At 66.1% G+C, this 18,814-nt stretch carries 19 protein-coding genes; 10 read left to right on the forward strand and 9 right to left on the reverse strand.

All coding sequences use genetic code 11. From position 1 onward, the window contains the following. Nucleotides 1-20: 20 nt before the first annotated feature. Both G0P99_RS08280 and ileS read right to left on the reverse strand, forming a co-directional pair. Complete coding sequence (locus G0P99_RS08280; protein ID WP_239059729.1) at nucleotides 21-1,043, reverse strand: P1 family peptidase; 1,023 nt, start codon at nucleotides 1,041-1,043, stop codon at nucleotides 21-23. Continuing rightward, on the reverse strand, nucleotides 985-3,936 hold the full coding sequence (ileS, locus tag G0P99_RS08285) for an isoleucine--tRNA ligase (RefSeq protein WP_164128906.1): 2,952 nt from the start codon (nucleotides 3,934-3,936) through the stop codon (nucleotides 985-987). The genes G0P99_RS08280 and ileS overlap by 59 nt, the downstream gene beginning before the upstream one ends. Before the next feature lie 296 nt (nucleotides 3,937-4,232). Between ileS and G0P99_RS08290 the strand changes: the two genes are divergently transcribed. Beyond that, the gene (locus tag G0P99_RS08290; protein WP_203583021.1) at nucleotides 4,233-4,757 is read left to right on the forward strand and encodes a hypothetical protein; all 525 of its coding nucleotides are present in this window, start codon (nucleotides 4,233-4,235) and stop codon (nucleotides 4,755-4,757) included. A 17-nt stretch (nucleotides 4,758-4,774) separates the two neighbouring features. On the opposite strand, the gene G0P99_RS08295 is transcribed toward G0P99_RS08290, so the two are convergent. Next, nucleotides 4,775-5,485, reverse strand: a complete 711-nt coding sequence (locus G0P99_RS08295; RefSeq protein WP_164128907.1) for a VIT1/CCC1 transporter family protein — start codon at nucleotides 5,483-5,485, stop codon at nucleotides 4,775-4,777. 132 nt (nucleotides 5,486-5,617) lie between these two features. Here G0P99_RS08295 and G0P99_RS08300 point away from each other — a divergent pair, with 132 nt between their 5' ends. Next, nucleotides 5,618-6,031, forward strand: a complete 414-nt coding sequence (locus tag G0P99_RS08300) for a group III truncated hemoglobin (protein ID WP_164128908.1) — start codon at nucleotides 5,618-5,620, stop codon at nucleotides 6,029-6,031. Nucleotides 6,032-6,106: 75 nt separating this feature from the next. On the opposite strand, the gene G0P99_RS08305 is transcribed toward G0P99_RS08300, so the two are convergent. The 3 genes from G0P99_RS08305 to G0P99_RS08315 are packed head-to-tail and all read right to left on the reverse strand — an operon-like array spanning nucleotide 6,107 to nucleotide 8,951. Further along, nucleotides 6,107-7,102 carry a YcjF family protein gene (locus tag G0P99_RS08305; RefSeq protein ID WP_164128909.1) on the reverse strand — a complete coding sequence of 332 codons (996 nt, stop codon included), beginning with the start codon at nucleotides 7,100-7,102 and terminating at the stop codon, nucleotides 6,107-6,109. Beyond that, complete coding sequence (locus tag G0P99_RS08310) at nucleotides 7,099-7,539, reverse strand: GNAT family N-acetyltransferase (protein ID WP_164128910.1); 441 nt, start codon at nucleotides 7,537-7,539, stop codon at nucleotides 7,099-7,101. Before G0P99_RS08310 ends, G0P99_RS08305 begins: the two co-directional genes overlap by 4 nt. Continuing rightward, nucleotides 7,536-8,951 (reverse strand): YcjX family protein, encoded by a 1,416-nt coding sequence (locus tag G0P99_RS08315; RefSeq protein WP_164128911.1) that lies wholly within the window; start codon nucleotides 8,949-8,951, stop codon nucleotides 7,536-7,538. The genes G0P99_RS08310 and G0P99_RS08315 overlap by 4 nt, the downstream gene beginning before the upstream one ends. Before the next feature lie 180 nt (nucleotides 8,952-9,131). On the opposite strand from G0P99_RS08315, the gene gcvH reads away from it, so the two are divergent. The 3 genes from gcvH (at nucleotide 9,132) to G0P99_RS08330 (ending at nucleotide 11,294) form a co-directional block, all read left to right on the forward strand. Then, nucleotides 9,132-9,491 (forward strand): glycine cleavage system protein GcvH, encoded by a 360-nt coding sequence (gene gcvH / locus G0P99_RS08320; RefSeq protein WP_164128912.1) that lies wholly within the window; start codon nucleotides 9,132-9,134, stop codon nucleotides 9,489-9,491. 76 nt (nucleotides 9,492-9,567) lie between these two features. Beyond that, nucleotides 9,568-10,464: a YghX family hydrolase gene (gene yghX / locus G0P99_RS08325; RefSeq protein WP_164128913.1), complete on the forward strand. Its 897-nt coding sequence runs from the start codon at nucleotides 9,568-9,570 to the stop codon at nucleotides 10,462-10,464. Between the two features lie 72 nt (nucleotides 10,465-10,536). Beyond that, nucleotides 10,537-11,294, forward strand: a protein-coding gene (locus tag G0P99_RS08330) for an IS5 family transposase (RefSeq protein WP_164128914.1) whose coding sequence is annotated in 2 segments (ribosomal slippage) — nucleotides 10,537-10,855 and nucleotides 10,855-11,294 — 759 coding nt in all. Because the reading frame shifts where the segments join, the coding sequence is not laid out codon by codon here. Nucleotides 11,295-11,716: 422 nt separating this feature from the next. On the opposite strand, the gene G0P99_RS08335 is transcribed toward G0P99_RS08330, so the two are convergent. Continuing rightward, nucleotides 11,717-12,652: a glyoxylate/hydroxypyruvate reductase A gene (locus tag G0P99_RS08335; protein WP_164128915.1), complete on the reverse strand. Its 936-nt coding sequence runs from the start codon at nucleotides 12,650-12,652 to the stop codon at nucleotides 11,717-11,719. A 132-nt stretch (nucleotides 12,653-12,784) separates the two neighbouring features. Here G0P99_RS08335 and G0P99_RS08340 point away from each other — a divergent pair, with 132 nt between their 5' ends. Genes G0P99_RS08340 through G0P99_RS08355 form a run of 4 tightly spaced genes read left to right on the forward strand, consistent with a single transcriptional unit; the run spans nucleotide 12,785 to nucleotide 16,428 of the window. Then, complete coding sequence (locus G0P99_RS08340) at nucleotides 12,785-14,020, forward strand: acyl-CoA dehydrogenase family protein (protein WP_164129277.1); 1,236 nt, start codon at nucleotides 12,785-12,787, stop codon at nucleotides 14,018-14,020. Nucleotides 14,021-14,025: 5 nt separating this feature from the next. Then, entirely contained in the window at nucleotides 14,026-14,817 is a 792-nt protein-coding gene (locus G0P99_RS08345; RefSeq protein WP_164128916.1) for a thioesterase family protein, read from the forward strand. A gap of 58 nt (nucleotides 14,818-14,875) precedes the next feature. After that, complete coding sequence (locus tag G0P99_RS08350; protein ID WP_164128917.1) at nucleotides 14,876-15,526, forward strand: DUF1007 family protein; 651 nt, start codon at nucleotides 14,876-14,878, stop codon at nucleotides 15,524-15,526. Next, complete coding sequence (locus G0P99_RS08355) at nucleotides 15,511-16,428, forward strand: nickel/cobalt transporter (RefSeq protein WP_164128918.1); 918 nt, start codon at nucleotides 15,511-15,513, stop codon at nucleotides 16,426-16,428. The genes G0P99_RS08350 and G0P99_RS08355 overlap by 16 nt, the downstream gene beginning before the upstream one ends. A gap of 43 nt (nucleotides 16,429-16,471) precedes the next feature. On the opposite strand, the gene G0P99_RS08360 is transcribed toward G0P99_RS08355, so the two are convergent. Further along, nucleotides 16,472-16,861 carry a VOC family protein gene (locus G0P99_RS08360; RefSeq protein ID WP_164128919.1) on the reverse strand — a complete coding sequence of 130 codons (390 nt, stop codon included), beginning with the start codon at nucleotides 16,859-16,861 and terminating at the stop codon, nucleotides 16,472-16,474. A gap of 478 nt (nucleotides 16,862-17,339) precedes the next feature. Between G0P99_RS08360 and G0P99_RS08365 the strand changes: the two genes are divergently transcribed. Further along, nucleotides 17,340-17,882 (forward strand): carboxymuconolactone decarboxylase family protein, encoded by a 543-nt coding sequence (locus tag G0P99_RS08365; protein ID WP_164128920.1) that lies wholly within the window; start codon nucleotides 17,340-17,342, stop codon nucleotides 17,880-17,882. Nucleotides 17,883-17,940: 58 nt separating this feature from the next. Here the strand turns inward: G0P99_RS08365 and truA are convergent, their stop codons facing one another. Then, nucleotides 17,941-18,726, reverse strand: coding sequence for a tRNA pseudouridine(38-40) synthase TruA (gene truA, locus G0P99_RS08370; protein WP_164128921.1), 786 nt, complete (start codon nucleotides 18,724-18,726; stop codon nucleotides 17,941-17,943). Between the last annotated feature and the right edge of the window lie 88 nt (nucleotides 18,727-18,814).

Consider the following 18,814-nt stretch of genomic DNA (forward strand, 5'->3'; position numbering starts at 1 on the left):
TCAGGCGGCGAAACCCGGGATCAAAGCTTCAGCCCCGCCACCCGGTTGGGCCGGTCGTGGCGCGCATCGTATCCGTCCATGTCCCCCGCCATCAGCAGCGCGTTCAAGATGGCTTCCTCCGCCGCCTCGATCACCGCTTCGAACAGGGGCGAGCAGGCGTCATTTCCCAGCGGCGCGCCGGGCCCCACCGAAAAGGCCAGCGCATAATCGCCCGATCCGTTCGACAGGGACGAGCCGATGCGCGCCAGCCCGGCAAAGCTGCGGCTGGCAAGCCGGGTCAGGTTGCGGGACGAGAGCGGCGCGTCGGTTGCGATCACCAGCACGATGGAGCCGTCGGCATCCGCCTCGGGCACACCCGCGACGGGCCGCCCGTCCGCCCGCAGGGTACCGCCGAAATTGGCCTGCACCAGCACGCCCAGCATATGTTCACCGACCCGCCGCGAGGCGGTGCCGATCCCGCCTTTCAGGCCAAAGGAGATGGTGCCGGTGCCCGCCCCCACCGCGCCCTCGGCCACCGGGCCGGGGCGAGCGTTTGCAAGCGCCGCCCGCATCTCCTCCACCGTGGGCCGGGCCGCGCGGATGTCATTGAGACGCCCGTCATTGGTCTCGCCCACCACCGCGTTGATCGAGGTGACATGTGCATTGTCCGGCTGCGCCAGCGTGTGCCGCACCAGCGCCTCGACCCCGCGACCAACCGCCAGCGTATTGGTGAGCAGGATCGGCGTTTCGATCTCGCCCAGTTCCTGCACCTGGGTGGCGCCCGCGAACTTGCCGAACCCGTTCAGCACCGACAGGCCCGCGCGAGGCCGGTCGGCAAAGACATTGCCCGGATGCGGCAGGATCGCGGTGGCGCCGGTGCGGGTGCGGTCGCCCTCGATCAGGGTCACGTGACCCACGGCCACCTGCCCCACATCGGTGATCGCATTTAGCGGACCGGGCGGGAACCGCCCGATCGACAGACCCAGATCACGGGCGCGGGGCATCTCAGCCCAGCGCCGCGTCGCAGCGGCCGCAGACGCCCGCATGGGCGTGGCGACCGACATCGGGCAGGATCTTCCAGCAGCGCTGGCATTTCTCGCCCTCGGCGGTTTCGAAGACTACACCGACGCCTTCGACCTCGGGCAGGCGGAACGCCTCGGAAGGTGCCGGGTCGCCGGTCACCGTCAGGCCCGAGGTGATGCAGAGATCGTCCATGTCGAGACCGGCGAGCAACTCGCGCAGGCCCGCGTCCTCGACATGCACCACCGGGGCCGCCTCAAGGCTGGAGCCGATGACCTTGTCACGGCGCTGGATTTCCAGCGCCGAGGTCACCACCCGGCGCACGCGGCGGATGCGGGCAACGCGCGCCTCCAGCTCGGCATCGCGCCAGTTGGCGGGCGTGTCGGGGAAATCGACCAGGTGGACCGAGCTGTCCTCGCCCGGATAGCGCTCCAGCCAGACCTCTTCCATGGTGAACACCAGCACCGGCGCCAGCCAGGTGGTCAGGCGGTGGAACAGCAGGTCGAGCACGGTGCGCGCCGCCCGGCGCCGCGTCGTGTCGCCGTCGCAATAGAGCACGTCCTTGCGGATATCGAAGTAGAAGGCCGAAAGGTCCACGGTGGCGAAGGTGAACACCGCGCTATAGACGCCCTGGAAGTCGAACCCGGCATAGCCCTTGCGCACCTGCTCGTCGAGTTCGGCCATGCGGCTCAGCACCCAGCGTTCCAGCGGCGGCATCTCGGCCGGATCCGTGACCCGGTCGGCCTCGGTGAAATCCGAGAGCGAGCCCAGCATGAAACGCATGGTATTGCGCAGACGGCGATAGCTGTCGGCCACGCCTTTCAGGATCTCGGGCCCGATGCGCTGGTCGGCGGTATAGTCGGTCTGCGCCACCCAGAGCCGCAGGATATCGGCGCCGTATTGCTTGACCACCTCGTCGGGTACGATGGTATTGCCCAGCGACTTGGACATCTTCATGCCCTTCTCGTCGAGGGTGAAGCCGTGCGTGACCACGTTGCGATAGGGTGCGCGGCCCAACGTGCCGCAGGCCTGCAACAGCGAGGAGTGGAACCAGCCGCGATGCTGGTCGGTGCCCTCCATATAGACATCGGCAATGCCATCCGCGGTGCCGTCTTCGCGGTCGCGCAGCACAAAGGCATGGGTCGAGCCGCTGTCGAACCAGACGTCGAGCACGTCGAACACCTGATCCCATTCGTCGGCCTTGTAGTCATTGCCGAGGAAGCGTTCCTTGGCCCCTTCCGCATACCAGCAATCGGCGCCCTCGGCCTCGAACGCGGCAAAGATGCGGGCATTGACGGCCGGATCGCGCAGCAGGAAGTCCGGGTCGGTCGGCAGCGCGCCCTTGCGGGTAAAGCAGGTGAGCGGCACGCCCCAGGCGCGCTGGCGCGAGAGAACCCAGTCGGGCCGCGCCTCGATCATCGAATAGAGCCGGTTGCGCCCCGTCTGCGGCGTGAACTTCACCAGCTGGTCGATCGAGGTCAGCGCGCGTTCGCGGATGGTCTTGCCATAGCTGTCCTGCCCGTCATTGACGGGCCGGTCGACGCTGGCGAACCATTGCGGCGTGTTGCGATAGATGATCGGCGCCTTGGACCGCCAGCTATGGGGATAGCTGTGCTTGATCTTGCCGCGCGCGAGCAGCCCGCCGACCTCGACCAGCTTGTCGATCACCGTCTTGTTGGCATCGCCCTCGCCGCCCTTGCGGCTGAGGATGTACTTGCCGCCGAAAAACGGCAGGTCGGCCCGGAACGAGCCATCGTCCATCACGTTATAGGTGATGACCTGCTCCAGCATGCCCAGATCGCGGTAAAGCTCGAATTCCTCCATCCCGTGCGAGGGGGCACAATGGACAAAGCCGGTGCCCTCGGTATCGGTCACGAACTCGGCGGCGCGGAAATCGCGGATATCGTCCCATTCGCCGTTGCCGCCTTCGGCACCGTGCAGCGGGTGGGTCAGGAAAACCCCAGCAAGGTCACTTGCCGGAACATCTGCGGTACGTTTCCATTGACCTTCGTCAAGCCGTGCACGGCGGAACACATCCGCTGCAAGCTTATCGGCTAGGATGTATTTGTCGCCCACAGACGCCCAACACTCGTCCGGTGTCCCGGTGACCTCGTAGAGGCCGTAGGCAATATCCTTGCCAAACACCACCGCCTTGTTCGACGGGATGGTCCAAGGTGTCGTGGTCCAGATGACGACACAGGCTCCGCGCAGATAGTCTGTCTTCGAAAGGTCCGTGTCATCGTCTTGCGACACCGAATGGACCCGAAATTTCACCCAGATGGTGAAGCTTTCCTTGTCGTGATACTCGACCTCGGCCTCGGCCAGCGCCGTCTGTTCGATGGGCGACCACATAACGGGTTTCGAGCCCTGATACAAAGTGCCGTTCATCAGGAACTTCATGAACTCGTCGGCGATCACCGCCTCGGCATGATAGTCCATGGTGACATAAGGATCGGCCCAGTTGCCGGTGATGCCCAGGCGCTTGAACTCTTCGCGCTGGATGTCGATCCAACCCTCGGCAAAGCGGCGGCATTCCTGGCGGAACTCGACAACGTTGACGTCGTCCTTGCTCTTGCCCTTCTTGCGGTACTGTTCCTCGATCTTCCATTCGATGGGCAGGCCGTGACAGTCCCAGCCGGGCACATAGCGCGCGTCAAAGCCCATCATCTGGTGGCTGCGCACGATCATGTCCTTGATGGTCTTGTTCAGCGCGTGGCCGATATGCAGGTGGCCGTTGGCATAGGGAGGGCCGTCATGCAGGGTGAACGGCGCGCGGCCCGTTTTCTCGCGCAGGCGGTCATAGACGCCGATCTTCTCCCAGCGGTCGAGCCATTGCGGCTCGCGCGCGGGCAATCCGGCACGCATCGGGAAATCGGTTTTCGGCAGGTTCAGCGTATCTTTGTATTCAGGCGTTTCAGCGGTCGTGTCGGCGCACATCTCGGGCGTCCTCTGGCAAACATGTCGGTTGGGGGATATTCGGTTCGGTGCGATGGCTCAAGCACCTTTGCCCGGCGTCTCGATCTGGTCAGAGCGCCGGGGAGCTAATTCGAATAATGATGGCCGCACGGTGGGTCATGGGCGCTTTATAGGCAATTCGCGGGCGGGGTGAAAGCGCCGATATGACACAGCAGGATATCTTTGTCGGCGCAGGGCAACAAAGGCTTGCATTTCTGACGCTTGCGGTCAGACCGGCGGCTGGAAGCCACGACACAAGCGCGCACAAAGACACAAGAATGCTCAAACCCCCGTTTTCGATCGCTCCCCTGACACTCCTGCTGGCGCTTGCCGCCTGTACCGAGCCCACCCCGGCCGGCGGGCACAAGGTGCTGACCCTGTCCGATACGGTTCAGTTGACCGCCGCCGGTGCCTCGCCCGCGCCGGACAAGATCACCCCGGTGCGGATCACCTTTCCCGACAGCCGCTCCTACTCTGCCGTGCCCCCGGCCTTTCACCCCAAGACCTGCGAGTTGAGCAGCAGCCATTTCACCGCAGTGGTAAAGATCCCGGGACAGGTCAACCTGCCCTCTTACGGGGCAGGAACACCACCGATGCGGGTGCGCTGCGTCTCCGATCAGTTCGCGTTTGACGAGACGGTGAAGCCGGTGAACCTGACGCAGCAGGCCTATTCGACAGCGGCGGCGGCGCATATCCTTGTGGGGTACGGTCTGGTTGGCGCCGCCGTCACCGCCAGCCAGGCAAGCCAGCGGGACAAGTCGCAGGATGTGTATGGGTATCCGCTGAAGATCGAGCTGCAATAGACGGGCCGACACCCGCCTCAGGCGTGGAACAACAGCCCCACGCCATAGGCGATCAGCGCCGCCGCGCCGCCGATAGCCAGCGTCTCGAGCCCGGACCGCCACCAGGGCGCCAGCGACCAGAAGCTTTTCATCGTGCCGATGGCAAAGAACACCGCCCCGGTCATCCAGGCCGAGACGGTGAAGGCCTCGGCCATGCCGAACAGAAAGGGCAGGAGCGGGATCATGCCCGCCACAAGGAAGGCCGCAAATGTCGCCAGCGCCGCGCGCATCGGGTGGGGGTCGACGCTGCCCAGGCCGTATTCGCCCTCGATCATCAGCGCGACCCAGTTTTCGCGATTGTCGGTGATGGCGTCGGTGGCCTGGTCCAGCACATCGCCCGACAGGCCCTTTTGCGCCAGAATCTCGCGCACCTCGAGCCGCTCGCCCTCGGGGTAGCGGGCGATATGGCGCTCTTCGACGACGCGCAGGCGGCGGATGTTGTCCAGCTCGGCCTTGGTGCCCGAATAGTTGCCCGCCGCCATGGAAAACCCGTCGGCCAGCACATTGGCCAGCCCCAGCGCCACGATGATAAAGGGCGACAGGCCCGCGCCCGCCACGCCCGCCACGATGGCGAAGGTCGTCACCGAGCCGTCGATGCCGCCATAAACCACGTCGCGCAGCACCCCGCGCCCCGGTGGCGCGCCGATGCGGGCGGCAATGGCATCGGGTGAATGGCTGTGTTCCGGCATGGCGCGTTCCCTTGGCTGGTTCTGAACACTCTGTACCGCAATTGGACCCCGCGACCTTGCGTCAGGTCAAACCGGCTTTGCTCCGGCACAGCAATCGCTTATATCCGAGTGGTAAACTCAGGAATTAGAACCATGTCCCTGCCCAACCCGCTTGCCCGGTTCGCCATCACCGCCGCCCAGATAGACCGGGTGGTGACCCGGTTCTATGCCCGTGTCCGCACCCATCCGGTGCTGGGGCCGGTGTTTGCCGCCCATGTGACCGACTGGCCCGAGCACGAGGCGAAGATCGCCGGGTTCTGGCGCAACGCCATCCTGCGCGAGCGCAGCTATGACGGCAACCCGATGCGGGTGCATGTAACCCGACCCGAGATCAAACCCGAGCATTTCGCGGTCTGGCTGGGCCTGTTCCGCGAGGTTCTGCGCGAGGAACTGCCCGAGGACATCGCCGCGCAATGGTCCGCGCTGGCCGACCGGATCGGCGAAGGCTTCCGCACCGGTATCGTCTCGATGCGCCAGCGACCGGACGAGGTACCCTCGCTCTTCTGATCCCGCTTCTTTCTGGTTTGAAATACTCCGGGGGAGTCGCCGCCTGCGGCGACGGGGGCAGCGCCCCCTGCCCGGTCAGCCAGATTTGCCGACCAGTCCGGTCAGCGCCCGGCGCACCACCTTGCGGACCGAGGGCCTGCGGCCGCCGGAAAACGGCAGCGGACGGCAGACCTCCATCGCGGCGACGCCCACGCGCGCGGTCAGCGCGCCGTTGACCAGCCCCTCGCCGAACCGGCGCGACAGCTTGCTGAGCACCGAACCGCCCAGCACCGGTTCCAAGAGGTCGTCGCCGACGGCGACCGCGCCCGTTGCCACCAGATGCGTCAGCACCGCCCGGGTCAGGCGCCAGCTGCCCAGCACCCCGGCGCGGCCGCCATAGATCTCGGCCACCCGACGGATCATCCGGAGCGACGAGGCCAGCGCGGTGGCCACATCGGCCAGCGCCATCGGCACCAGCGCCGTTACCGTGGCGACCCGGCGCGCCGCCGCCTCGACCTCGCGCTGCGCCTCGGCGTCGAGCGGCGCCAGCAGCGTCTCTTCGGCCAGTGCCAGCAGCGTCGCGGCATCGAACTGTTCACCGGCGCGTTCGGTCAGCCGCGCGCGGCCCCAGGCGGTATCCTCGCGCCCGCGATAGAAGGCGTCGAGCCGGGTGCAGACCACCCGTGCCTCTGCCAGATCGTTCCCGGCCAGCGCCTCGTCAGCGGCGCGGCGCAGCCCGTCGACCCGGCCCAGCCGGGCAATGGCCGCCAGCTCGCGCAGCGCGATCAGGGCGCAGACCAGCACAAAGGCCGCCAGCAGAGCCGCCATGGCCCAGCCCAGCACCGGCACCCTTGAGATCAGGTCGGTGACCCAGGCCCAGGCCGCCAGCGAGATCACCGCCCCCAGAAGCGACAGCGCCAGCCCCCAGAACCAGCGCGCCAGCCGCGAGGGCGGCCGCGCCGCGATGCGCGCGGCGGCCTGCATCGCCGCCCCTTGCGGCCGGTCGAGATCGGGGACCATGGGCGCCTCGGTCACGGACGGCGGCGGCGTGGTCTCGTCGCCGAGGTCGATCAGCACCGGGCCTTGGGTCATGTGCGGCTCCATTCATAGCGGATGTCAGGCAGACGCTCGTCGTTGCGGCTGCCGTCGGTGCGTTGGGTTTCGCGGAACCCGTGCCGCTCGTAAAAACGCCGGGCGCCTGCATTGGCCTGAAAGGTCCAGAGTTCCAGCTGCTCGGCGCTGTGCTGCGCCTGTTGCAGCAGGCGCGCGCCAAGGCCGCGCCCTTGCGCCTTGCGCGCCAGGTAGAGCGAGCAGATCTCGCCGCCGTCGCGGGCGATGAAGCCCGCGACCCGGCCGTGCAGAACCGCCACCGTGACCCAGCCGCGCGCGATCATCACACCGCAGAACATCTCGGTCTCGTCGCGGCAGTGCAGCAGGGGCATCCAGTCGGTGTCGCGGGCGAAGGCATAGAGGATTTCGCCCGTGGCTGCGGCGTCGCAGGGCAACCCGGGGCGTAGCAGGGCGGTCACAGGCGGTCTCCGATCAGGAACTGGGCGGCGCGGTCAAGCCGGATATGCGGCGGGCCGTCGCCGGGTCGCAACTGCATCGGGGCGGGCGCAAAGGTCATCGCCTGAAACCCGTCGTTGAGCCATTCGGTGGCGCCGCTGCGGGCCGCGCCAAGGAGCTGACCCGGATCCTGCGGCAAGGCGCCGGGATAGAAGGCGGCCTGCCGCCCGCCCTCCAACAGGGTGCCGCGCACACAGGGCAATTCGCGTCCCTGATGCGTACGCATCTCCTCGGTGGTGACACGCAGCGCGGCCAGCGCCAGAGCCTCGGTCCGTGCGCCCGCGAATTGCGCGCGGTCGCGGGCGTCTCGGGTCAGCGCCTCGATGATCGCGGTCAATGCCGGGTGTTGCTGGTGGTGCAGGTGGTCGGCCTTGGTGGCGGCAAACAGGATGCGGTCGACCCGGCGGCCCAGCAGCAACCGGTTCAGCCAGGCGTTGCGGCCGGGGCGGAAGGCGCCCAGGATATCGGCCATGGCGCGGCGCATGTCCTCGACCGCCTGCGGCCCCTTGTGGATCGCGCCCAGCGCATCGACCAGAACCACCTGCCGGTCGATACGGGCGAAATGGTCGCGAAAGAAGGGTCGCACCACCTGTGACTTGTAGGCCGCGAAGCGGCGTTCCATCTCGCGCAGGAGTGAGCCCCGGCGCGACGCGCCCGAAACCGGCAGCGGCGCAAAGGTCAGGACCGGCGAGCCCGCCAGATCGCCCGGCAAGAGGAACCGGCCGGGAGTGCAATCGGAATAGCCCGCCACGCGGGCCGTTTCGAGATAGGCGGTAAAGCCGCGCGCCAGTGCCTGCGCCTGCGGCTCGTCATGGCGGGCATCTGGGTCGATGCCCGAGAGCGCGGTCAGATACTCTGCCGCCTCGGGCCGGGCGCGCAGGCGCGCGAGCGTCTCGGCCGCCCAGTTGGCATAGCTTTTGTCCATCAGACCGAGGTCGAGCAGCCATTCGCCCGGATAGTCGACGATGTCGAGATGTACGGTGCGCGGTCCCTGCAAACCGGCCAGCAGCCCGGCGGGGCGCACCCGCAGCGACAGGCGCAGTTCGCTGACCGCGCGGGTGCTGTCGGGCCAGTGCGGCGCAGGGCCGGTGAGCGCCGCCAGATGCGCCTCGTAATCGAAACGTGGCACGGTATCGTCGGGCTGGGGTTGCAGGAAGGCGGCCTCGATCCGCCCTTCCTGCGCGGCGACAAGGCCGGGCATCCGGCCCCGGTCGAGCAGGTTGGCCACCAGCGAGGTGATGAACACGGTCTTGCCCGAACGCGCCAGCCCGGTGACGCCGAGACGGATCACCGGCTCGAACAGCGCCTCGCTGACCGAATCCGAAACCGTCTCGACGCTGCGCACCAGACGATCTGCGATGGAGGAAATGACCAAACTCTGCCCCTGCCTATTTCCGGGTCAAGATAGAGACCACCGCGCCGGGTTGCTAGGGCCGGGCGTTATAATGGGGCTTTGGCGTCCGGGAGCGATTGAAGCGATTTGATCTATTGCCGCAATCGGGGACCGGGGCTAGGCTTGCCGCCACCATGCGTTTTTCACAGGGAAAGACACCGGATGAAATACACCGAAGAACATGAATGGCTGTTGCCCGAGGATGATCTGATCGTGGTCGGCATCACCGCCTATGCCGCCGAACAACTGGGCGATGTGGTTTTTGTCGAACTGCCCGAGGTCGGCACCGAGGTCACCAAGGACGAAGAGATCGTGGTGATCGAATCGGTCAAGGCCGCGTCCGACATCCTGGCGCCGCTGGATGGCGAGATCGTCGAGGTCAACGAGGCGCTGGCCGACAATCCCGGCCTGGTGAACGAAGACCCGACCGGCGATGCCTGGTTCTTCAAGATGCGGCCCAGCGACCTGTCGCCGATGGACGACTACATGGACGAGGCCGCCTACAAGGATTTCATCGGCTGAGCCTGACAAGACCTCCCGTGCCGGGCGGGTTTCGTGCTATGTTGCACCTGCCCGCCCCGCATCGGAGGATCACCGGATGGCACAGGCCCCCCGCAAGACCGCACAGGATTTCGATCCGCGCATTCTGGAGATTTTCGACGGCTACGTGCATGGCACCCTGTCGAAGCGCGAGTTCATCACCCAGGCCGGGCGTTATGCCGCCGCCGGAGTGACCGGGGCGATGCTGCTGGACCAGTTGCAGCCCAACTATGCGCTGGCCCAGCAGGTGGCCGCCGACGATCCGGCGATCGAGACCGCGCGCGTCACCTATGACAGCGCGCAGGGCAACGGCGCGATCACCGGGCTGATGGCACGCCCGGCGGGCGCGGCGGGCAAACTGCCCGCGATCCTGGTGGTGCACGAGAACCGTGGCCTGAACCCCTATATCGAGGATGTGGTGCGGCGCTGCGCCAAGGCGGGCTATCTTGCCTTTGGCCCCGATGGCCTCAGCCCGCTGGGCGGCTATCCGGGCACCGATGACGAGGGCCGGGCGATGCAGAAGATGCTGGACCCGGCCAAGCTGATGGCGGATTTCTTTGCCGCCTTCGAATTCCTGCGCGACCACGAGGGATCGACCGGCAAGGTAGGTGCGGTCGGGTTCTGCTATGGCGGCGGCGTCTGCAACGCCCTGGCGGTGGCCTATCCCGATCTGGCCGCCTCGGTCCCGTTCTATGGCCGCCAGCCCGCGGTCGAGGACGTGCCCGCGATCGAAGCGCCGCTGATGATCCATTACGCGGGGCTGGATGACCGGATCAACGCTGGTTGGCCCGCCTATTCCGAGGCGCTGCGCGCAGGTCAGAAGGCGTTTACCGTGCATTTCTATCCGAACGTGAACCACGGGTTCCACAACGACACCACGCCACGCTATGACGCGGAGGCGGCCGAACTGGCCTGGGCCCGGACGATGGCGTTCTTTGGGACAGTGTTGACTTAGGCTCAGGACCCATTAATCGGGTTGCTTTGACTCTATCTGCGTGATTCACGCTCCCAAACTGAAGGGGGCATGATGAGCAATCTATTCTGGCTGACCGATGAGCAGATGAACCGGCTTCGGCCGTTTTTCCCGAAAAGCCATGGCAGGCCGCGGGTCGATGATCGGCGCGTGCTGAGCGGGATAATCTTCATCAATCGCAATGGTTTGCGGTGGTGTGATGCGCCGAAGGAATACGGTCCGTACAAAACGCTCTACAATCGCTGGAAGCGATGGAGCGATATAGGAATATTCGCCCGGATTATGATGGGGCTGGCCTCCGAGGGAGCCGAGCAAACGACGCTCATGATTGACGCGACCTACCTGAAGGCACACCGCACGGCTTCGAGCCTTGGGGTCAAAAAGGGGGGCGTGGACGCCTGATCGGTCGAACCAAGGGCGGGATGAACACCAAGCTGCACGCCGTTACCGATGCGCTTGGCCGCCCGATCCGTTTCTTCATGAGCGCAGGCCAGGTCAGCGACTACATCGGCGCTCGGGCCATGCTGAGCAGCCTTCCCCTCGCCGAATGGATGATCGCCGACCGGGGTTATGACGCCGACTGGTTCCGGGAAGCGTTGAAAGACAAGGGGATACGCGCTTGCATCCCGGGCAGGAGGTCACGAGGCAAGGCAATCCGATATGACAAGCGCCGCTACAAACGCCGCAACCGCATCGAGATCATGTTCGGCAGACTAAAGGACTGGCGCAGGGTCGCCACGCGCTACGACAGATGCCCAAAGGTCTTCCTCTCCGCAATCGCTCTCGCAGCCACCGTCATCTTCTGGCTCTGAAATTCAATGAGTTTGGAGCCCAGAAGCGAGCGCAACTCTCAACGACTGATCGCACAGCCCGGATCGAGCATCCGGTGCAAAGGACTGTTCGTTCAGGTGGGCCTATCTTACCAGAGACCAACGACACGCGCGCGACCCAGCGACAAGGGCTAAGCCCAATGGTTGCAATCCGCCAGCGCCTTCGCCACTTCCGCCTTGCTTTCCGACACAACTCTCCGGCCTGGCGCTGGCACTTCCTGCCTTCCAGGAATTCGCAGTCATGGCGTTTGTATCCAAATCTGGCTTGAATCGAGAAAACGCCGATCTGCACATCATGAACATGCTGAGAGAGGGCGCGGACTGCCAAAAGGTGGCCGGATTGCAGATCGAGCTACTGGCTCGCCGGGAAGGAGGACAATTGCCGGATCTCCTCAGGCAGAAAGTCAATACCCCCGCTGGCGGTCGACCTCGTGCAGCAGGGCCTCGCCCGCGCCGAGGCGGCGGAAGTTTTCGGCCACGTCCTTCATCGCGTCGCCCAGGTGCCAGCCCGAGATATGCGGGGTGAGCGTGACGCCTGGATGCGACCAGAGCGGGTTGCCCTTGGGCAGCGGCTCGGTGCTGACCACGTCCAGGACGGCGTGGCCCGGTCGCCCAGCGTCAAGCGCGGCCAGAAGGGCCGCCTCGTCGATCAGGGTGCCGCGCCCCGCGTTCAACAGCTGGCTGCCCGGTTTCATCGCGGCGAGCAGATCTGCGTTGAAGAGGCCGTTTGTCTCGGCGGTCGAGGGCAGGATGGCGCAGACGTGGTCGCACTCGCCCAGCATCTCGGGCAGCGCCGCCGCGCCATGGCGGCAATCGACCCCGTCGATGTCACGCGCAGAGCGTGACCAGCCGCGCACCTGGAAACCGATATCGCGGAACATGCGCGCCGTGCGCCCGCCGATATGGCCCAGACCCAGCACGCCGACCACCGTGTCGGGGGTATATTTCGGCTCGATATCGACCCAGGCCGCCCGCGCCTGGTTGGCGCGGTGGGCATCCAGATTGCGATGCGCCCGCAGAACATAGACCAGGAACCATTCGGCGATCTCGCGCGCCGGATCGTCGGGTTTCAGCCGCGTGACCCGCACATGCGGCGGCAGGGCGGGATGGGCGACAATGGTTTCGACCCCTGCCCCCAGTTTCTGCACCAGCGCCAGGTTCGGCAGGCGTGCGGGCCAGTCGGCGCGCAGGTTGGCCACCGCCAACATCGTCACCTGCGCCGGATCCCCTAGCACCTCGGGCGTGCGGATATCAGCGCCGGGCAGTTGCGCGCGCAACTGCGCCGCGATCTCTTCGTTCGACATCCAGCCGGAAATTCCGGTATCGACCAGCAGGGCCATGCGCCTCTCCCTCTCACATTCAGCGCGGTGACGTTTCGTCACGCCGCTAGACTTTGCCGTGGCAGCTAAGTCATCCTTTCAGCCAAGGTAAACCCCGAATGTCGGGGTATGGGAGGCACCATGGCAAACATCATGAACATGTCCTTTGGGATGCGCGAGGAAAACCGCAAGCTCTTGGGCCGGGTCGCCGACATGATCCGCGACGAGATCATGCCGCTGGAAGACGAATACCATGCCGAAGTCGCCAAGGGGGACCGCTGGCAATATACCGACCGCCAGACCGAGATCCTGGAAGGGCTGAAGGCCAAAGCCAAGGCCGCCGGTCTGTGGAACTTCTGGCTGACCGACAGCGAGCGGGGCTTTGGCCTGTCGACCGTCGAATATGCCTATTTCGCCGAGGAGATGGGCAAGACGCCGCTGGGCGCCGAGGTGTTCAACTGTTCCGCGCCCGATACCGGCAATATGGAAGTGTTCGAGCGCTACGGCAGCGAGAAGATGAAGAAGCAGTGGTTGGAGCCGCTGCTGGATGGTCAGATCCGCTCGGCCTATCTGATGACGGAACCCGATGTCGCCAGTTCGGATGCCACCAATATCTCGATGTCCTGTGTGCGCGACGGCGACGATTATGTGCTGAACGGCGAGAAATACTGGGCCTCGGGCGCAGGTGATCCGCGCTGCAAGGTCTATATCGTGATGGTCAGGACCGGGGGCGAGGATGCGCCCAAGCACCAGCGCCATTCGATGATCGTGGTGCCCGCAGGGACCGAAGGCATCGAGGTGCTGCGCCCGATGCTGGTGTTCGGCCATGATGACGCACCGCATGGTCACATGCATATCCGGTTCACCAATGTGCGGGTGCCGGCCGAGAATATCCTGATGGGCGAAGGGCGCGGGTTCGAGATCGCACAGGGCCGGCTTGGGCCCGGCCGCATCCACCATTGCATGCGCTCGATCGGGCAGGCCGAGATCGCGCTGGAGCGCATGTGCAAGCGGGCGTTGGCGAAAGAGGCGTTCGGCAAGAAGCTGGCGCATCTGGGCGCCAATTACGACATCATCGCCGAATGCCGGATGGATATCGAGATGGCGCGTCTGTTGTGTCTCAAGGCCGCCTGGATGATGGATCAGGGCGATGCAAGGGCTGCGGCCCCCTGGATCAGCCAGATCAAGGTGGTGGCGCCGCGCGTCTCGCTCAAGGTAATCGACGAGGCGATGCAGATGCATGGCGGTCAGGGCATCAGCCAGGACACGCCGCTGGCCGCGGCCTGGACCGGCCAGCGCACCTTGCGCTTTGCCGATGGTCCCGACGCGGTGCACCGGCGTCAGATCGCCCGGACCGAGCTGAAGAAGTACACACAGGAAAAGGTCTGACACGCGTGACGGCCCCGGTCTATTTCACTGAAACCGAACCGGGGCTGTTCGTGGGTAACGATCCGGCGCGCGGGCCATGGTCTCCTGATCACTGCCACGCGGGGCCGGTTACCGGCCTTGTCGTGCGCGCCGCCGAGGGTGCCGCCGGGTCGGGAAAGATGCTGACGCGGTTGACGCTTGATGTGCTGCGGCCCCTGCCGCTGTCCGGCCTGCGGGTCTCGGTCAGCGTGCAGCGCGACAGCCGCACGCTGACCACGACGCGGGTTGCGGTGCATGACACTCATGGCACGCTGTGCCTGTCCGGCACCTCGATGCACCTCGTTCGCAAGGACCTGGGCGACGTTCCGACGGCGGATGTTGCCGGGCCCGATTTCGGCGAGGCCGAGAGGGGGGAGCCGCTCTTGGTGGGCAAGCTGCATGACAGGCCCGCCTTTGGCCAGTTCATCGAGATGGCCTATCCCCAGGGCGAAGACCTGGGTCCGGGGCCGAAAACCGTCTGGATGAAGGCGCCGCATCTGCTGGCGGACGAGGGGCCCTCGCCCATTCAGGCGATCTGCCCGCTGGCCGATTGCGGCAACGGCATTTCCTGGAACGAGCCGCCGGTGCGGTTTGGCTTCATGAACACCGATCTGACCCTGCAAATCCACCGCGAGCCGCAGGGAGACTGGTTCGCGGCGCAGGCGGTGTCGCATTGGCAGCCCAATGGCGTCGGCATGTCGCAAGCGGTGCTCTATGATGTGGTCGGGCCTGTCGGCATGGCGCTTCAGACCATTGTCCTGCATCCGATGGCGAAATAGCGCCAACGCCGCGCACGCCCGGATTGCCAGCCCCGCGCCTGCGCCCTATCGTCCGGCCATGCGCCGGATTGCCCTTATCCTCTCGACCCTGTTTCCCGCGTCCCTCGCGGCGCATCCGCATGTCTTTGTCGACACCGGGTTCGAACTGATCTTTGACACCGAAGGGCGGCTGAGCCATGTGCGCGTCACCTGGGCCTATGACGATTTCTATTCGCTGCTGATCCTTGAGGATATGGGCCTTGACCCCGATGGCGACGGCGTGCTGACGCCTGAGGAACAGGCGCAGCTGAGCGGGTTCGACGCGCAGTGGATCGAAGGTTTTACCGGCGATCTCGACATGCGGCTGGACGATACTGCGCTGGAGCTTTCCGGCCCGCTTGAGCCCACCGCCACCACCGAGGCCGGGCGGATCGTGACAACGCATCTGCGGGCGGTGACCGGCACCCCCCGGTTGGACGGCGCGGCGCTGTCCATCAAACCCTATGACGAGACCTATTACACCGCCTATGAGGTCGCCCGTCCCGTCACCCTGACCGGGCGGGACGATTGCACACTGGAGCGGTTCGAGCCGGATATCGACGGGCAACTGGCGCAGATGCAGCAGATGCTGTTGCGCATCGACGCCGATGCCGACCTTGAAGAGATGGACATTCCCCTGATGGGGGCAGAATTCGCGACCGAGATCCGGGTGACATGTCCCGGCTCGTGATCCTGCCGGTGGGTCTGGCGCTGGTGGCGTTGGGTCTGTTCTGGGCCAGCGGCGGCTTTGACCAGCTGGCGCTGTGGGCGGCGGGCGAACAGCGCGCCTTTCAGAACCAGATCGCCCAGGCGCTGCGCGGGCTGCGCAGCGGGCAGGCGGGCGCGCTGGCGCTGCTGTTGTCGGTCTGTTTCGCCTATGGGTTCTTTCACGCGGTCGGTCCCGGCCATGGCAAGGTGCTGATCGGCGGCTATGGGCTGGGCCGCCGGGTGCCGGTGCTGCGGCTTACGCTGATCGGGCTGGCTGCCAGCCTTGGGCAGGCGGTGACGGCGGTGGTGCTGGTCTATGCGGGTGTGGCAGTGTTCAACCTGTCGCGCCAGCATCTGGTCGGCGTGACCGAGCAGGTAATGGCCCCGGTCAGCTATGCGGCCATCGCGCTGATCGGGTTCTGGCTGGTCTGGCGTGGGGTGCGGCGGCTGGCGGCGGCCCGTCGGGGCCGCGACCCTGACGCTCATCACGACCACCATCACCACCACGATGACGGCACCTGCGCCCAGTGCGGTCACAGACACGGACCGGAACTGGCCGAGATCGAACAGGCCGGAACCCTGCGCGAGGCGCTGATCCTGATCGCCAGCATCGCCGCGCGCCCCTGTACCGGGGCGCTGTTCGTGCTGATCCTGACCTGGCAGATGGGGATCGCCGGCGCCGGTATCGCAGGCGCCTTTGCCATGGCGCTGGGGACGGCCAGTGTCACCATCGGAGTGGGCCTCGCCTCGGCCGGGCTGCGCGGCGGGCTGGTGGGCGCGGCCTCGGCCTGGCGGGTGGCGGGGGTCGCGCTGCCGATGGTCGAACTGGCAGCCGGGCTGGTGGTTGCGACCATCGCGGGCGGACTGTTCCTGCGCGCGATCTGATGCCCGCAGGCCCGCGCGGCGCGGATCCCGCGCCGCACCGGTTTTACCCCGAAAATCCGCCGTGCACGATTTCCAGCTTGTTGCCCCAGGGATCGCGCAGATAGGCGGCAAAGACATCCGGCATCGGATAGGCGTCACGCACGCCCGGTGCGCCTTCGTCCGTTGCCCCGGCCGCCAGCCCCGCGGCGTGGCCCGCCGATACCGCCTCGCGGCTGGGAGCGGCAAAGGCCACATGCGCGCCGTTGCCGGCGCTGGCCGGTCCACCGTCAAATGGCGAGAGCAACAGGAACGCAACCCGGTCCCTGCCAAAGGCGGCAAAACCCGCGCCCGAGGCGAGGCAGTTGATCCCGAGGGTCGCAAGAAACCCGGTATAGAACTCTTGCGCCGCCGGTACATCGGGAACGCCAAGGCTCAGGTGGTCTATCGTGGTCATGTGTGTCCTTTCCAAACTTCTGCTGTCAATCGGCCAAAGGCGGCGCCGGTATCCCGTCCGCAGCCCCGCCGCGCGCTGCCCTGGTTTCAGGGCATCCGCATCCCCCAACTGCCCCAGGACGTCGGCCGGTTGAATGCCCGGGCGTCCGGAGTTTCTGCCGGATCGTCCGGTGATCGCTTGTCCTTCCGGCGGCAGCCGCCCCAGGAACCCGAGAACCGGCTCGGCGGGCTTCGATTTCATGCCAGAGATACAGGAGTTTGAACGATCTACACATTTGTTTGAACAATCAGGCATACAACGTTCAGGTTCGCCACCCTAGCTTGGCATCACGGCAACCGGCCCTCTATTGCGGGCATCTCAAGGAAGACCCCTCATCATGCTGTCCGATACCAGCGCCTTTCCCCGGTGGGATCGGTCCCGGCATGTCCGGGCGGTCCGGTTCCGGTACACCTCCCCTGCCAAGTGAAAGGACGATTTCATGGCACGTCTCACCCAACTCTCCGACACCGCCGCAAGCCCCGAGGCGGCAACCCTCTTTGCCGCCATCAAGGGCAAGATCGGCATGGTGCCGAACCTCTATCGTGTGGCGGGCAATCAGCCCGCGGTCCTGTCCGGGATGCTCGGCCTGAGCGAGGCACTGGGCGGTGGCGCCTTTGATGCCCGCACCCGCGAGGCGATCGCGCTTACCGTTGCCGGTGCGAATGCCTGCGACTATTGCGCCTCGGCCCATGCCGCGATCTCGGCGGGTCTCAAGGTCGCGCAGGACACCATCGATGCGCATCTGGCCGGTCGCTCGGACGACCCGCGCACCGCGGCCATCCTGACCCTTGCCGCCGCGATCGTGGCCACCCGGGGCCAGGTGTCGGACGCGGAGCTGAAAGCGGCGAAAGACGCCGGGCTGACCGAAGCGGATATCGTCGAGACCACGGCGAATGTGGTGGCGAATATCTTCACCAACTATCTCAACCATGTCGCGGGCACCGATATCGACTTCCCCGTCCGCAGCGCCAAGGCCGCATGACAGGCGGCGGCCCGGCTCCTTTTGGACCGGGTCGCCCCCTCACTGTTGTGACGGGAATTCAGCTCAGGACCCTGGCGCTCTCGAAGACCGGTTCCGGATAGCCCACCCGCGCCAGATAGAGGCCTTGGGGCGGGCAGACGGGGCCGCAGGCGGCGCGGTCGCGGGCCGCAAGCGCGGCGCGCACCTGATCAGGGCTCCAGGCCCCTGCCCCCACCCGTTCGAGCGTGCCGACGAAACTGCGCACCTGGTTGTGCAGGAACGAACGCGCCCGCACGTGAAAGCGGATCTCGGGACCCGAGAAACTTTCCACCTCTTCGACACGCAATTCGTCCAGTGTCTTGACCGGGCTGGCCGCCTGGCAGATCGACGAGCGAAAGGTGGTAAAATCATGCCGCCCGACCAGCAGATCGGCGGCCGCCTGCATCGCGGCGGCGTCCAGGCGGTGACCCACCTGCCAGACCAGTCCGGCATCATGCGTCGCCGGTGCGCGCCGCATCAGCAGGCGGAACAGATACTGCCGCTCGGTGGCCGAGAAGCGGGCATGCCAGTCATCCGCCACCCGCGCCGCCGCGACGATCGCCACCGGCAACGGCTTCAGATGCCAGTTCAGCGCCTCGGACAGGCGGAACGGATCCCAGTCCCTGGACATGTCGCAATGGGCGACCTGGCCCAGCCCGTGCACCCCTGCATCGGTGCGCCCGGCGGCGGCAATCGTGTGCGGTCCCGGCTCCAGTCGGGCCAGCGCGTCCTCGATGGCGCCCTGAACCGACGGCAGCTCCTTCTGCCTTTGCCAACCGGCAAAGGGAGCGCCATGGTATTCGACTTTCAACGCGTATCTGGGCATGGCGCGCTGGTATCGCGCGGGCGCCGCCCTGTCCAGTGGGGGGCGTTGCCCCCGTCGCCTGACGGCGACTCCCCCGGAGTATTTCAGG

The sequence above is a fragment of the Ruegeria sp. PrR005 genome (genome assembly GCF_010500245.1).
Classification (GTDB): domain Bacteria; phylum Pseudomonadota; class Alphaproteobacteria; order Rhodobacterales; family Rhodobacteraceae; genus Ruegeria_B; species Ruegeria_B marisflavi.